The organism is Colwellia sp. KS18-150 (genome assembly GCF_057551365.1).
Genome location: NZ_BAAJMC010000012.1, coordinates 92,542 through 107,016, shown reverse-complemented (window position 1 = coordinate 107,016; position 14,475 = coordinate 92,542). Strand labels below are relative to the sequence as shown.

Below are 14,475 nucleotides of genomic sequence, written 5' to 3'. Positions count from 1 at the left end.
TTATCAATGTATATATTTAATTGTTAACAATTGTTGGGATGTAAGGTAATATGAAGAAAAATATTTAAAAGCCATAGATAAGATAATAATTATTTTAATATTGGCAAAATGGGGAAGTGTATGAAAACAAATTCGCAAAGTGTCTATTACTGTGCTTTGGTTGTCGCATTTGGTGCTTTTATTTTAGGCCTTGATGCCGCGCTCATTTCAGGAACGGTGAAGTTTGTTTCTGCAGAGTTTTCTTTATCAGACTTGGAAATTGGCACCATGGTCAGTGCGCCGGGCCTTGCTGTTTTGTTTGCACTACTAGTTACCGGCTATATTTGTGACCGTATTGGCAGAAAAAAAATGCTCATCGGTATCTCATTTATTTATATTTTCTCTGCTATCGCCTCAACCTTTGCACCAAACTTTGAAACCTTAGTTATTGCGCGTTTTATTGGTGGTTTTGCTTTTACTTCATTATCCGTCGCCGCTATGTATATAGGTGAAATAGCACCGGCTAATATTCGTGGTCGATTGGTGACAATTGTACAAGTAAGTATTGTTGTTGGCTTTTCTGCGGCATATTTTGCAAATTACGGCCTGTTAATGTTGTCACAATCTGGTTATGAGTGGGTTCAAGCTGTTGCACTCGATACTCAAACTTGGCGTTGGATGCTTGGCTTAGAGATTATTCCAGCCGTTGTTTGGTTTGGATTATTATTCACCATTCCTCGCAGTCCGCGTTGGTTAATAATGAATGGTAAAGAAGAAGAAGCCAGACAAGTCATCGCGAGCTTTGATCATGATTTGGATCCAGAGCAAGAAATTATTGACGTAAAAAATAGCTTAGCATCAGACCCTAGTAGTGAATCTATGGTTGCTGCGTTTAAAAGTTTATTCTCAACTAGACGCCGTAAAGCCGTTATTGTCGCGTTAACTATAGCTATAGTTCAACAAGCGACAGGTATCAATGCCATTTTATTTTATGCGCCTACTGTGTTTGAACAAATTGGTGTCGGTACCGATGCTGCTTTTTTAAATGCGGTTGTTGTCGGTGTTGTTGGTGTGATTTTTACCATAGTCGCTATTTTTCTAATTGATAAAGTGGGACGTCGTCCATTACTCATGTCAGGTTTAATTCTAGCTAGTATCAGTTTATTCATTTGTCATATAGGTTTTAGCAACGCAACTTATGAATTAAGTACGCAAGAAATTGCAACGATTCAACAAAAGCATGATGTTTCGGGACTAGAAAAGTTAGCTGATAAAGTGTTTACCTCTGACATTGAGTTCAAAGCTGCGCTTAAAGAGAATATGACTGAGTCTGAATTACGCCAAGTGGAAAGTGTTATCTTACAAAGTGCCACTAATATTAATGTTGCTGTCGTCATGACCGGGATTATGCTGTTTATTGTCGCTTTTCATTATTCTTTAGGCCCTATTTTATGGGTGTTATTTTCAGAGATATTCCCTACAAGTGTACGTGGAGTAGCCATTCCGGTTTTTGCTTTTATCAGTAGTATGATGAGTTATTTCGTTCAACAATTTTTCCCTTGGCTATTAAATAACATTGGTGCAGCCAATGTCTTTTTATTTTATGCAGTTAGCGGCATTGTTGGTTTTGTCTTTTTGTATAAATTACTCCCAGAAACGAAACATAAATCTATTGAGCAAATTGAAACAGAATTTGCAGCGGCATAACGAGAAAATTAGAAGGGTTTAGAGCTAAATGACAGGTAAATTACTAGCCGTCGGTGAATGCATGATGGAGTTAACCCCATTAAGTAGTGATACATTTCAAAAATCATACGCGGGCGATACATACAATGCATTAGTGTATGCAAAAAGGTTGAATCATTCATTAACCACAAGCTTTTTAACGGCGGTAGGGAATGACCAACCAAGTGAAGATATGCTATCTCATTGGCGCAATGAAGGTATTGACGAGTCCAATGCGATTGTTACGAATAAAGCAACAATTGGTTTGTACGCCATTTCAACTGATAGTTTAGGTGAGCGAAGCTTTAGCTATTGGCGCAAAGGCTCAGCGGCAAGTCAGATGATGACCTATCAAAGTGTCGATGACTTGGCACTTTCATGTACTGGCAGTGATATCGTTTTTTTTAGTGGTATATCTTTATCGGTATTAGACGATGAGGATAAAGCTAAATTGATCGCTCTGTTAGCAAAGCTTAAAAATCAAGGGGCTAAAATAGCGTTTGATCCTAACTACCGACCAAAAATGTGGCGCAATCATTCCCATGCCATACACTGGTTAGAAAAGGCGTATAAGGTCAGCAATATTATTATGCCTGGCATTGAAGAGCATGAGCAGTTATTTGATCATAAATCTCACCAAGAAATTATTGATTATTGCCAATTGTTTGGTAATAGCGAAGTTATTATCAAGTGTGGTACAGAAGGGGTTTATGGTTTTGACACAGACATTTGTGTTCATCATCAACCTTTTCAGCCAGCTCCTATTCAGGTAGATAGTACGGCAGCAGGAGATTCTTTTGCTGGTACTTATTTAGCGGCAAGATTATCGGGGGATGATATTGCATTATCCATAAAAAAAGCCTGCTTTGTTGCCGGTCAAGTTGTACAGCATAAAGGTGCTATATTAGCAAAACCTACATATCAGCAAGTCAAAGCTGATATGTCTTTCTGTTGAGGTAAAAAATGAAAACTAAAAAATTAAGTTTAGCTAGCCAACGTGCAATTGAACGTGGTTATGATGAGAAAGACTCGCAATGGTTAACTGAGTTTGATGTCCATGCATTAAAAGGTGACTTAGCTTTTGAAGAAGGAGTTATTCGCCGAGATCCTTCTTCAGTTATTAAAGTGGCCGATCTATATCATGTTTGGTATACCAAAGGTGAAGGGGAAACCGTAGGCTTTGGCTCTGAAAACCCAGATGATAAAGTGTTTCCTTGGGATTTAACGGAAGTTTGGCACGCCACGTCTGAAGATGGTGAATATTGGCAAGAGCAAGGGGTTGCTATTGTACGTGGTGAAGCTGGCTCGTATGATGATCGTGCGGTGTTTACACCAGAAGTGTTAGCTCATGATGGCCAATATTATCTCGTTTATCAATCGGTTCAGTACCCTTATACTAACCGCCAGTATGAGGAAATAGCCCTTGCAACGGCAGAAGATCCATTTGGTCCTTGGAAAAAATCAGCACAGCCTATTTTAAGCCCGTCTAAAGATGGTGAATGGGATGGTGATGAAGACAATCGTTTTCATGTGAAAAGTAAAGGTAGTTTTGATAGTCATAAAGTTCACGATCCTTGTTTACTTGTTTTTAATAATCAATTCTACCTTTATTATAAAGGCGAAACGATGGGAGAAAGCATGAACTTTGGTGGCCGTGAAATTAAACACGGTGTAGCTATCGCTAAAAATGTTGAAGGCCCTTATATCAAATCCGATTATAATCCTATCTCAAATAGTGGACATGAAGTGGTTGTATGGAATTACCAAGGTGGCATTGCGTCTATGCTTACCACCGATGGTCCTGAAAAAAATACCGTACAGTTTTCACCTGATGGCATAAATTTTGAGATCAAGGCGCACATTAAAGGAGCGCCTGAAGCGATTGGCTTGTACCGAGACCCTGAAGGTGTTGAGCTAGCTAAACCAGGTATCGCTTGGGGCTTGTGTCATAAATACGATGCGAGTTGGAACTGGAATTATATTTGTAAATTTACCCCAAGAAAGCAAGTGTTAGATGCAGGAACCTTTCAAAATATTGCCTAACTCTTCACGCTAAACCGATTTTACAAAAGCACGAACTTATCTTCGTGCTTTTTTAATCACTGTATTATAGGTATTAACGATATAAAAGTGTTGGCAACCACATAGATAATTCAGGAATAAATGTTACCAACATTAGGACAATTACTAAGGGGATTAAAAAGGGGATAGTCGCTTTCGCGCATTCTTCAAAGGGCACCTTTGATACTCTTGATAAAACATACAGCACCATACCTACAGGCGGTGTTAATAAACCGATCATAAGGTTAAGCACCATCATAACGCCAAAATGGACAGGGTCTATACCTAATCCAATAGCAACGGGTAATAATACTGGCGTTAGAATAGTAATGGCGGCAATGGTTTCCATAAAACAACCGACCACAAATAATATCAACGTCATTAATAATAATATGGCGGTTTTATTGTCTGTGATGGTTAGCATCCAAGCAGTAAAATCTTCAGTCACTCGCTGGCTTGTTAATACCCAGGAAAATATAGCTGCGCCAGCAATAATCAATAAAATAATACTGGTAGTTTCTATTGTTTCCATACTGACCTTGACTAGCTTGGGCCAAGTTAGAGTACGATAAACACAGGTGCCTAAAAATAGTGCGTAGGCTGTCGCAGCAATAGCCGCTTCGGTTGCCGTAAAAATGCCAAATAAAATACCACCAATAATAATAATAGGCGTCATTAATGACAAAAATGCCGCTTGAAAGGTACTAGTAAAACGCGTCATGCTAAATCGAATGTCTTTAGGGTAGTCACGTTTCTTTGCATAATAAGCCACCATGATCATTAAGGCTATTGCCATTATCAAGCCTGGAATGAAACCGGCAGCAAATAATTGACCAATAGAAGCGCCTGCCATGACACCATAAATAATCATGGGTAAACTAGGGGGGATTATTGGCCCTATTGTTGATGATGCTGCGGTTATACCAACGGCGAAACCTGCGTCGTAACCTTTATTACGCATAGCTTTTACTTCTATAGCACCTAAGCCACCCGCATCTGCTACAGCAGCACCAGACATACCGGCAAACATAATTGATGCGCTAACGTTTACATGGCCTAAGCCGCCACGCATCCAGCCGACCATGGCATTGGCAAAATCAAAAATACGGGCAGTGATGCCCGATGAATTCATTAATGCGCCGGCTAAAACGAAAAAAGGAATAGAGAGTAATGGAAAACTATCAATACCGCCAACCATTCTATGTAGTACTACAAGTTCAGGTACTTGGCCGTCAATCATGATGGCTAACAGTGCTGAGCCAGCCAAAGCAAAAGCGACTGGAAAGCCTAAGATAATCATCACTAAGAGTGATATAAATAATGTTGCAATAACCATATGTTTTCCTAATAAACCTTAGTCGCAGCCTGTTGGACTGTTTTGATTGGATAAAATGTCAGGTTGAGTCAATATTTGATGTAAATACTGGCCGCTTCGTAATAACATAATTAACAAACTGGCAAAGATAATGCCGTATATCACACTGATAGGTACGGCAATAGACGCCATTTTATGAATATGTAATTTAGGGATTATTTGCCAAGCAAAGTAAGCTAAGTAAGCAATGAAAACGACATTTAAACTCGCAATAAATTTATATATCGCATGTGAAAGCTTTGTTGGTAACCAGCGATGAAAAAGGGATACAAAAATATGATTATTTCTTCTAATGCCGATACAGGCACCAATAAAACCTAAGCAAACTAGTTGATAGCGTGCTATTTCTTCAGTCCAACCTAGTGGCACTGAAAATAGGTAGCGGCTAATAAACTGTGAAAAAACTGTCAAGGCTAATAGCCAGAAAAGAATAAAGGCGAGCCAATCTTCAATGTTATAATCTTTATATGAAAAGTGCTCATCTTCTTCCATATGAAAATCACTTACCGCTTGCTTCTCTATACTATTGTCATGGTTATTTGATGTTTTGTATTCCGTCATAATATTTGGCTCCTAACGCTTTTTTTACTGTTTGGTGGCTCGATAATACTTTTGCTCTAAATAAATTACGATCAACGGTTAAAACCTCAGTTCCTTGTGATTTAAACCACGCAATGAGTTCACGCTCTGCTGTACGAATGTCCGTTGAAACACCTTGTGAAGCTTCTTTGAATACTTTTGAAAAGATAGCTTTGTCAGAAGAGGATAAAGCTTGCCAAAAGTTATCACTAACCACAGTGAGAATTGAACCTTGTATATGGCCAGTTAAACTAATGTACTTTTGCACTTCATAAAACTTTTTAGCTTTGATGGTTGGTAAGGGATTTTCTTGTGCATCTACAACACCTTGTTGTAATGCCAAATAGACTTCTGAGAAAGCAATGGGGCTTGGGTTTGCGCCAACAGCCAATGGAAAAATTTTATAAATAGTGGCATTGGGCACACGCAATTTTATATTGCGCATATCATCAGGGGTGTAAATCGGCTTATGTGACGTTAAGTGGCGCTGACCGTAATAAATGTTGCCTACAATGACGTTGCCGTTAGTTGCTTGTTTATAGCCCTGAACCATTTTTTGAAATAATAGACTCTCAGTAAAGGCTTGCCAGTGTTGGTAGTCTCTAAAAATATACGGAATTTCTGTTAACGATATTGGTGGGTATGATTGGCCGGCAAAACTAGCGCCGGTATAAATTATATCAGTAGTGCCTAAACTTAAACTTTGATTTAAATCTGCTTCTTTTCCCATTATTGATGTAGGAAAAACGTCTATTTCATAGCGGCCATTAGTTTGTTGACTAATTTCTTTACTGGCCCAGAGCGCCCATTTATGTAAAGGCTCTGATGTTTCATAGACATGAGCCCATGTTAGGCGCTTTGGTTGTGCTGCTTCAGTGTAGCCAGAGTATAGAGTACAACAGAAAATGCTGAGTAACATTAAACGGCTGATGTTGGGTTGTATAAAATAAAGATTAATTGAAGCTTGGTAAGATAGTAAAAACATCACACGTTGCATTTTGTTTGTTGTATTTTGTTAACATTTAAATATTTAAACATGTTAGAGTGCATAAAAGCAACAAATGTATCGATAAATAAACAGTTAATACGAGAGCCTTTACGATGATCACATTAAATATAAATGAGCAAACATATGAAGTTGATGCACCAGACAATATGCCATTGTTATGGGTGTTACGAGATTTACTGCAAAAAACGGGCACCAAATATGGTTGTGGTAAAGGGCTGTGTGGTGCTTGTACTGTTCATATTAATGGTCAAGCGATCCGTTCTTGCATTACACCTGTGGTTGTTGCAAAAAATACAAAAATTAAAACGATTGAAGGCGTTAGTCAGCATGGAGATCATGAAATACAAATTGCTTGGCAAGAAAACAATGTCCCGCAATGCGGCTACTGTCAATCGGGCCAAATTATGAATGCACTACCTTTAATAGAAAGCGCTGTTGAAAATAATGTTCAGCCAACAGATGAAGACATTGATAACCATATGTCAGGCAATATCTGCCGATGTGGTACGTATCCACGAATTAAGCAAGCCATTAAACAAGCTGCTAAAGCCTTAGCGAACAATGAAGGAGCAGTAAAATGAAAATGTCTAAATTAACACGTCGTGAGTTTCTTACTTACTCGGGGGTAACGGGTAGTGGTTTATTATTAGCCTGTAGTACATTAACGCAAGCCAACTCTAAAATAGCGCAGAGTGCTCAAAACAGCGTAACTGACTCAGCTCAGCGCTTAAATATATTTGTTGCAATTAAAACGGACTCTACCGTCGAAATTGTCACTCATCGCGTTGAAATGGGACAGGGCACTAAAACAGGTATTCCTCAAATTATTGCGGATGAATTAGAAGCTGACTGGCAGAAAGTTAACGTAATTCAAGGATTAGGAAATAAAGAATACGGTGATCAAAATACCGATGGCTCAACGAGTATTCGTTTGTTTTTTGACAAACTACGAGAAATGGGCGCCTCGGCGCGGATTATGTTAGAGCAAGCCGCCGCTAACTTTTGGCAAGTTCCCCTTGAAGACGTGTATGCCCAAGCAGGTTTTGTTAAGAATAAAAACACGCATAAGTCATTACCGTTTGGTGCTCTTGTTGAACTTGCGAGTACTCTGGCAGTACCAGATCCGAAATCCATACAGTTTAAGTCACCAGCAAAATATAATTATATTGGAAAATCAGTACCTATTGTTGATTTAAAAGAGATGACAATGGGGCAAGCAGATTATGGTATTGATAAAATGCTACCTAATATGTTGGTGGCTTCAATTGAGCGTTGCCCAGTACTTCATGGGCAAGTGAAGTCGTTTGATGCCAGTGAGGCTTTAAAAATCCCTGGTGTGGTTGATGTGATTGAAATGCCTACAACCCGGGAAACTGTGGTGTATTTTCCTTTATCTGGGCTGGCAGTGTTAGCGACAAATACTTGGGCTGCATTAGAGGGAAGGAAGGCGTTAAATATTGTCTGGGACTTGGGAGAAAATCAATCCTATAACTCCGAAAAAGAATTTGCTACTTGGCAAAATAACCTTAAAACCTCGCCACAACTATTCAGTGAAAAAGGCGATGTTAAACAAGGGTTTAATGATGCTGAAACTATAGTTGAGGCGAGTTATCAAACGCCTTACCTAGTCCATGCACCCATGGAGCCGCCAATGGCAACGGCATGGTTTAATGACGGTGTTTGTAATGTATGGGCTTGCGTACAAGATCCGCAATCTGTTATGGCAAATGCGGCGGCGATGCTGAAGTTGCCAGAAGAAAACTTTATTGTACAGCCTACACTACTAGGTGGAGCTTTTGGCCGTAAATCTAAAACAGACTTTACTAATGAAGCGATATTTTTAGCAGATAAAACCCAACGACCGGTTAAAGTTATTTGGAGTCGAGAAGATGATATTAAACATGGCTACTATCATGCTGGAGCGATCGAAAATTTAAAAGCGGGTATTGACAGTAAAGGTAAAATTACCACCTGGCATGGCCAAACTACCTATCCAACAATAGCCTCAACATTTAACCATCAAGCGGATACACCACAAGATTTTGAATTAAGTTTAGGCTTTGCTGATTTTGCCTATGATGTCGATAATGTTTTAATGGAAAAAGCACAAGCCACAGCTCATGTTCGAATTGGCTGGATGCGCTCAGTGTGTAATATTCAACATGCTTTTGCTATGAATAGTTTTCTAGATGAAATAGCTCAGCAAGTCAAAATACCAACTGCGCAGTTTATGTTAAGTACCTTAGGTAAAGATCGTAATATTGATCATAAAGCTGAGTATGGTTTTAACTTCACTAATTACTCAGAAACTTTAGCGCGTCATCCGTATTCAACAAAACGGTACAAAGAAGTACTCGAAACTTTAATTAAACAAACCCCAATACACGAAACCTTACCAGAAGGGCAAGGATGGGGTGTTGCTGTGCATCGCAGCTTTGTCAGTTATGTTTCCGTTGCGAGTAAAGTCACAGTAAAAGCGGGTAAATTAACAGTAAACGAAGTACATTGCGTAATCGATTGTGGTCTAGCGATTAACCCTGATCGCGTTCATTCACAAATGGAAGGCGCCATGATATTTGGAATATCTATCGCACTAATGGGTAATATTAGTATAGAAGGTGGTCAGGTAGCTCAATCTAATTTTCATGACTATCCCGTAACTCGAATGTCGCAAACACCAAAAATTGTCGTACATATTCTCAATCCCGCTGACAATGTACCTGGTGGAGTTGGAGAGCCGGGCGTGCCGCCTGTTGCGCCTAGCATCACTAATGCGATATTTGCGGCCACAGGAGAAAGGAGGCGTACTTTACCTTTAAACAAATATTATAATGTTTAAATAAAAATATGGATAAGCCCTTGATAAACACGCCATCCATTCCTCTAAATCTATCTCTCTACACTTAAGCAGTTCCTCGTCACCTTGCACGATATATACACAAAACTTACTCAATTAGGTGGGTTTTTGTGTATATATTTTAATTTCTGTTCACATTGATCTTATTAGTTATCATGTAGCTGCATTAACATGCTAAAAATTTAAACATAATATGTTTGCATTTTTAGTAGGTTTGATCTTAAGATATTTAGCTATTTGTTAAATAGTCAAAAATTAATAGGGTTACTTAAGCAAGATCTGCTCGTTTTATGTGGCTCAACAAAATAACAATATTAAACGTCTAGGAAAGAGAAAATGGAAATCAAAAACAGTTTTAAAAAGCTGCCTTTAAGTATTGCTGTGTCTGCTGCTCTATTTCAGGGAGCTACATTTGCAGCAACATCCGATATTGAAGTCATAGAAGTAACTGGTATTCGCAGTAGCTTGACTGAATCTATGGAACAGAAGAAAAACGCACAATCAATTCAAGATAGTATTGTTGCTGAAGACATAGGTAAATTTCCGGATCAAAACGTTGCAGAATCATTACAGCGTATTTCTGGGGTCATGATAGACCGAAATAACGGTGAGGGCTCTAAAATTACGGTTCGAGGTATGGGACCACAATTTAATACCGTAGATATTAATGGCCGTACTATTGCAACCACAGACAGAGGGAGAGAATTTGATTTTCAAATACTACCTTCTGAATTAATTTCAGGTGCTGAAGTTATTAAAGCATCACGCGCAAATATTAAAGAGGGTAGTTTAGGGGCTTACGTTAATATAAAAACAGCTCGCCCGTTAGATAACCCCGGTTTCCATGCTGTTGGCTCTGCTAATTACCGATACAATGATTTAGCTGAAGAATATGATCCTAAAGTATCAGCAGTGCTGAGTAATACTTTTGCAGATGATACTTTTGGTGTATTGATGGGCTTATCATATCTTGACCAAACTAACCGTATTGACAGTGCTTTGACTAATCGTTGGAATACTATTCGTGCTTCAGATGTTGCTGAAGGAGAAGTAGTTCGCGATGTAAATGGTAATGCGATTAACACTGCTAATATGGAAGCTTGGACTCCAGGTAGAGCCGTTTATTCCATTGATACTGAGCAACGAAAACGTACCAGCGCAAACTTAACGCTTCAATGGGCTCCCACGAGTGACATAGTAAACACCTTTGATGTTCTCTATTCAGACCTGAGTCTTCAAGGCGATAGTAGTGGTATTCAAGTTCCGCTTCAGGGAAATAATTGGACCAATCTCGTCTTGTCAGACAATATGACTATGCTTGAAGGAACACGTAGTGGTGTACCTATTGATGGTTTACCTCAGCAACGTGGTCAAGAATCGAAAACGTTAGCAATGGGTCTTAATAGTACGATGCATTTTGATCGTTTAACGGTGAGTGCTGATATTGCTTATTCAGAAGCAGAGTCTCTACCGCGCGTAAACGAGATGACATTTCACTATGTGAATCCAAATTATGATGACAGTTTAGGTATATTTGATCCTGATTATATTGACGGCCAAATAAAAGGCTTAACCGCCAATGATTATATTAATGTTAATAATCATGGCAATATTATCGAAATCGATTCTACTATTGATTATGCCGATCCCGCTGCTGTTCGATCTTGGTGGACAGATATAAAACATAATAAATTAGAAGATGAAATCCTTGAAGCTAAACTCGATTTCAATTATGAAATTGATAGTAATTATGTAGAGTCCGTTGACTTTGGTATCGCCTATTTAGATAGAAAAAAATCTAATGATTTATTTCGTGTCGCTAATGGCTGTTTAAATAGTGAATTACATCAACCATTACCGGATCCTGCTTTAGCTGATGATCCTGCTTTACAAGCGTACATCAATCGTAATACGTTACAGCCTTATCATACCTGTCAGAATTGGGATTTAGATGACAGCTTGTTCTCGGTTAATAACGCTAGCTATTTACGCAATGAGCCAGGTAACTTCCCAAGAAACTTTACACTTATTAATGATATTGAAGCGTTTAAAGATGAAATGGGCAGGATCAGAAATGAGCCAAACTGGACTGACGAAATTCATCGACCTTCAGAGTCTGTTATCAATACAGATGAAACATTGTCTATATATGCACAAGCTAATTTGGCCGGTGAAGCTTCCCTATTTGATTGGAGCGGTAATATAGGTCTTAGGTATGTTGATACCGAAACGACTTCAACGGGTCATCGCAAGGATATTGTTGATATTGCAGTCGAAAGTATTACACCAGATCAAGGAACTATTGTTGAAATTGACTATGGTGAGTTAGAAGCGCAAACGTTAGGCACAAGTTACGATCACTTCTTACCTAGCGCCAACTTAAGTCTTGATTTTCGAAATGGCTATTACTTTAAAACAGCTGCAGCTAAAGTGCTAACCAAGCCGGCAATCGAAGATACTGGCGTTAATAGTACTTATCCTGAACGTGTGCGTACTACTTTGTATTTTACCAATGGTAACAACCCATACTTACAACCTTATGAAGCAAACCAACTTGATGTTTCTTTTGAATATTATGTTGATAACGGTGATGCATATTCATTAGGGTTATTTTATAAGGATATTGATACCTTTATTTCTCAAAAAACGGTGAGAAATGATACCGGTTACGAATTTCCAGAAAATGATGGTTCGACATTACCTTTTTATGAAATAAGAACTGAAGCGACCAATCGTAGTGGTGGTGAAGTAAAAGGTTTTGAAGCCGCCGCGCTACATTACTTTGATTATTTACCCGGCCTATTAAGCGGCTTTGGTATTCAAGCAAACTACACTTACACCAACACTGAGGATAAAGAAGCGTTAGCCGATGATGAAGCGGCAAATGAAGCAAGACAAAATGTTACCTCCGCAGGAAGTGGTTTAGAAGGCTTCTCTGAAAACTCTTATAACTTTATTGCCTTTTATGACAAGGATGCTTTTCAAGCTCGACTGGCTTATAACTGGCGAGAAGGGTATTTAAAGCAGAGATCTAACGCTACATTAAATGGCTTACCTCATCATGTTGATGATTATGGTCAATTTGATTTCAGCACCTCGTATGATCTGAATGAAACCTTAACTTTTTCTGCAGAAGTTATTAATTTAACTGATGAATCTGTTAATGAATATGCTGATATTAAAGAGCGTATGGTACTTGTTCAATATACAGGTCGTCGCTATCAAGTTGGCGTAACAGCAAAGTTTTAGGGAGTAATTAGTTAAGTTTATCCCCTTACAAGCTTTGCCGGTTCTTTATGGTATTTCGTATTAAGAAGTGAGCACTTTTTAACACGGAACGGTAACCGGTAAAGCTTGCTTTTATCAAGTGTGAAGAGATGAATCAATAAATGGAAAATAAACAAACTATTACTAAGTATGTGGTTGTTGGTGGCGGAACAGCTGGGTGGATCTCGGCAGCTGTGTTAGCAAGAGCCTACCATAATCTCGCTATTTCCATCGAAGTTGTAGAGTCGCCTCTTATTTCAACCATTGGTGTTGGCGAAGCCACTATTCCATCGATTATGGATTTATTGGAATATTTAAAAATACCCGCTAAAGATTTTATTTTAAAAACGAATGCAACGTTTAAGCTAGGGATAAAATTTATTGACTGGCTTGAAAAAGATCATCAGTACTGGCACCAATTTGGCCATGTGGGTAATAAAATAGATGGTAAACCGTTTTATCAACATTGGTTAAAACAGCACAGCTTAAACCCGCAATTTAACTTTACTGATTTTTCGCCGGCTATAGCGCTAGCCAAGCAAAATAAGTTTTACATACCTGAGTCAAATAAACCTAACAATTTATCATCATCTACTTATGCCTTACATTTTGATGCCACGTTAGTGGTGTCGTATTTAAAACAATATTGTCAAGATCTTGGGGTTATACATACACAAGGCACAGTTGAAAAAGCTAAAACTGACAATGAAGGAAACATTAACCAGCTAATTTTAAAAGATAATAACATTGTCGAAGGTGAATTTTTCATTGATTGTACCGGCCAAAAATCGTTACTAATTCATAAAACCTTGCGTGTTGGTTTTGAAAATTGGCAACATTTTTTACCTGTTGATAGAGCTATCGTGGTTCAATCACCAAAAGTTGAACCTTTACCTCCTTATACGCAATCCTTTGCTCATGAACATGGCTGGCGTTGGCAAATTCCCTTACAAAACCGTACCGGAAACGGATATGTTTATTGCAGCGATTATTGCTCAGATCAACAAGCGTTAGATTTACTCGCGAACCATGTTGGTGAATTTATTACTCCCCCTAAAGTGATTGAATTTCAAACAGGAAAAAGAGATAAAATATGGTTTAAAAACTGTTTAGCGGTAGGCTTATCAGCTGGGTTTTTAGAGCCACTTGAATCAACTAGTATCTATTTAATCATGCGTACTATGCTCAATTTTGTACAATCAGTTCCAAATAAAACACCTCATCAGGCAACTATTGCTGAATTTAATCGACGTATAGATCATGAATTTCACTGCATAAGGGATTTTATCGTTTTACATTATTGCACTACAAAGCGAACAGATAGTGACTTTTGGAAAATGTGGCAGCAACTTGCTATCCCAGAAACATTAGCGAAACAACTTGAGCTATTTAAACAACAAGGTCGCCTGTATGAAGATAGTTATGATTTGTTTTCTGAGCAATCTTGGTATGCAGTACTGGCAGGAATGGGGGTTACACCCAAAGGATATGACCCGTTAGTTGATGCCTCACACTTTGGCAAAATATCAGCCGCGTTAGCTCAATCGGTGCAGTCTTTAAATCAATCGGCGGAAAAAGTACTTTCACATGATGAATTTATTCAACTGATGAAAAGTTAGAAAA

At 38.5% G+C, this 14,475-nt stretch carries 10 protein-coding genes; 7 read left to right on the top strand and 3 right to left on the bottom strand.

All coding sequences use genetic code 11. The features are described 5' to 3' along the window. Positions 1-120 precede the first annotated feature (120 nt). From AC27IF_RS14140 to AC27IF_RS14130, 3 genes are read left to right on the top strand one after another with little or no spacing between them, the layout of a single operon-like run. Entirely contained in the window at positions 121-1,686 is a 1,566-nt protein-coding gene (locus AC27IF_RS14140; RefSeq protein WP_487054986.1) for a sugar porter family MFS transporter, read from the top strand. Positions 1,687-1,714: 28 nt separating this feature from the next. Continuing rightward, positions 1,715-2,659, top strand: coding sequence for a sugar kinase (locus tag AC27IF_RS14135; RefSeq protein ID WP_487054985.1), 945 nt, complete (start codon positions 1,715-1,717; stop codon positions 2,657-2,659). An 8-nt stretch (positions 2,660-2,667) separates the two neighbouring features. Next, positions 2,668-3,747 (top strand): glycoside hydrolase family 117 protein, encoded by a 1,080-nt coding sequence (locus AC27IF_RS14130; RefSeq protein WP_487054984.1) that lies wholly within the window; start codon positions 2,668-2,670, stop codon positions 3,745-3,747. 73 nt (positions 3,748-3,820) lie between these two features. On the opposite strand, the gene AC27IF_RS14125 is transcribed toward AC27IF_RS14130, so the two are convergent. From AC27IF_RS14125 to AC27IF_RS14115, 3 genes are read right to left on the bottom strand one after another with little or no spacing between them, the layout of a single operon-like run. Then, positions 3,821-5,101 carry a TRAP transporter large permease gene (locus AC27IF_RS14125; protein ID WP_487054983.1) on the bottom strand — a complete coding sequence of 427 codons (1,281 nt, stop codon included), beginning with the start codon at positions 5,099-5,101 and terminating at the stop codon, positions 3,821-3,823. An 18-nt stretch (positions 5,102-5,119) separates the two neighbouring features. After that, positions 5,120-5,701 (bottom strand): TRAP transporter small permease, encoded by a 582-nt coding sequence (locus AC27IF_RS14120; RefSeq protein WP_487054982.1) that lies wholly within the window; start codon positions 5,699-5,701, stop codon positions 5,120-5,122. Continuing rightward, complete coding sequence (locus AC27IF_RS14115) at positions 5,676-6,704, bottom strand: sialic acid TRAP transporter substrate-binding protein SiaP (protein ID WP_487054981.1); 1,029 nt, start codon at positions 6,702-6,704, stop codon at positions 5,676-5,678. Before AC27IF_RS14115 ends, AC27IF_RS14120 begins: the two co-directional genes overlap by 26 nt. A 116-nt stretch (positions 6,705-6,820) precedes the next feature. Between AC27IF_RS14115 and AC27IF_RS14110 the strand changes: the two genes are divergently transcribed. The 4 genes from AC27IF_RS14110 (at position 6,821) to AC27IF_RS14095 (ending at position 14,471) form a co-directional block, all read left to right on the top strand. After that, a complete protein-coding gene (locus AC27IF_RS14110; RefSeq protein WP_487054980.1) occupies positions 6,821-7,309 on the top strand; it encodes a (2Fe-2S)-binding protein in 489 nt (162 codons plus the stop codon). Then, positions 7,306-9,567 carry a xanthine dehydrogenase family protein molybdopterin-binding subunit gene (locus AC27IF_RS14105; RefSeq protein ID WP_487054979.1) on the top strand — a complete coding sequence of 754 codons (2,262 nt, stop codon included), beginning with the start codon at positions 7,306-7,308 and terminating at the stop codon, positions 9,565-9,567. Before AC27IF_RS14110 ends, AC27IF_RS14105 begins: the two co-directional genes overlap by 4 nt. Before the next feature lie 354 nt (positions 9,568-9,921). Beyond that, entirely contained in the window at positions 9,922-12,834 is a 2,913-nt protein-coding gene (locus AC27IF_RS14100; protein ID WP_487054978.1) for a TonB-dependent receptor, read from the top strand. A 140-nt stretch (positions 12,835-12,974) separates the two neighbouring features. Further along, a complete protein-coding gene (locus AC27IF_RS14095) occupies positions 12,975-14,471 on the top strand; it encodes a tryptophan halogenase family protein (protein ID WP_487054977.1) in 1,497 nt (498 codons plus the stop codon). Positions 14,472-14,475 lie beyond the last annotated feature (4 nt).

What these genes read in the sequence shown, in the direction of transcription:
- AC27IF_RS14130 (WP_487054984.1), top strand. Translation starts at nt 2,668, where the DNA reads ATGAAAACTAAAAAATTAAGTTTAGCTAGCCAACGTGCAATTGAACGT.
- AC27IF_RS14115 (WP_487054981.1), bottom strand. Translation starts at nt 6,704, where the DNA reads ATGTTTTTACTATCTTACCAAGCTTCAATTAATCTTTATTTTATACAA.
- AC27IF_RS14120 (WP_487054982.1), bottom strand. Translation starts at nt 5,701, where the DNA reads ATGACGGAATACAAAACATCAAATAACCATGACAATAGTATAGAGAAG.
- AC27IF_RS14110 (WP_487054980.1), top strand. Translation starts at nt 6,821, where the DNA reads ATGATCACATTAAATATAAATGAGCAAACATATGAAGTTGATGCACCA.
- AC27IF_RS14125 (WP_487054983.1), bottom strand. Translation starts at nt 5,101, where the DNA reads ATGGTTATTGCAACATTATTTATATCACTCTTAGTGATGATTATCTTA.
- AC27IF_RS14100 (WP_487054978.1), top strand. Translation starts at nt 9,922, where the DNA reads ATGGAAATCAAAAACAGTTTTAAAAAGCTGCCTTTAAGTATTGCTGTG.
- AC27IF_RS14105 (WP_487054979.1), top strand. Translation starts at nt 7,306, where the DNA reads ATGAAAATGTCTAAATTAACACGTCGTGAGTTTCTTACTTACTCGGGG.
- AC27IF_RS14095 (WP_487054977.1), top strand. Translation starts at nt 12,975, where the DNA reads ATGGAAAATAAACAAACTATTACTAAGTATGTGGTTGTTGGTGGCGGA.
- AC27IF_RS14140 (WP_487054986.1), top strand. Translation starts at nt 121, where the DNA reads ATGAAAACAAATTCGCAAAGTGTCTATTACTGTGCTTTGGTTGTCGCA.
- AC27IF_RS14135 (WP_487054985.1), top strand. Translation starts at nt 1,715, where the DNA reads ATGACAGGTAAATTACTAGCCGTCGGTGAATGCATGATGGAGTTAACC.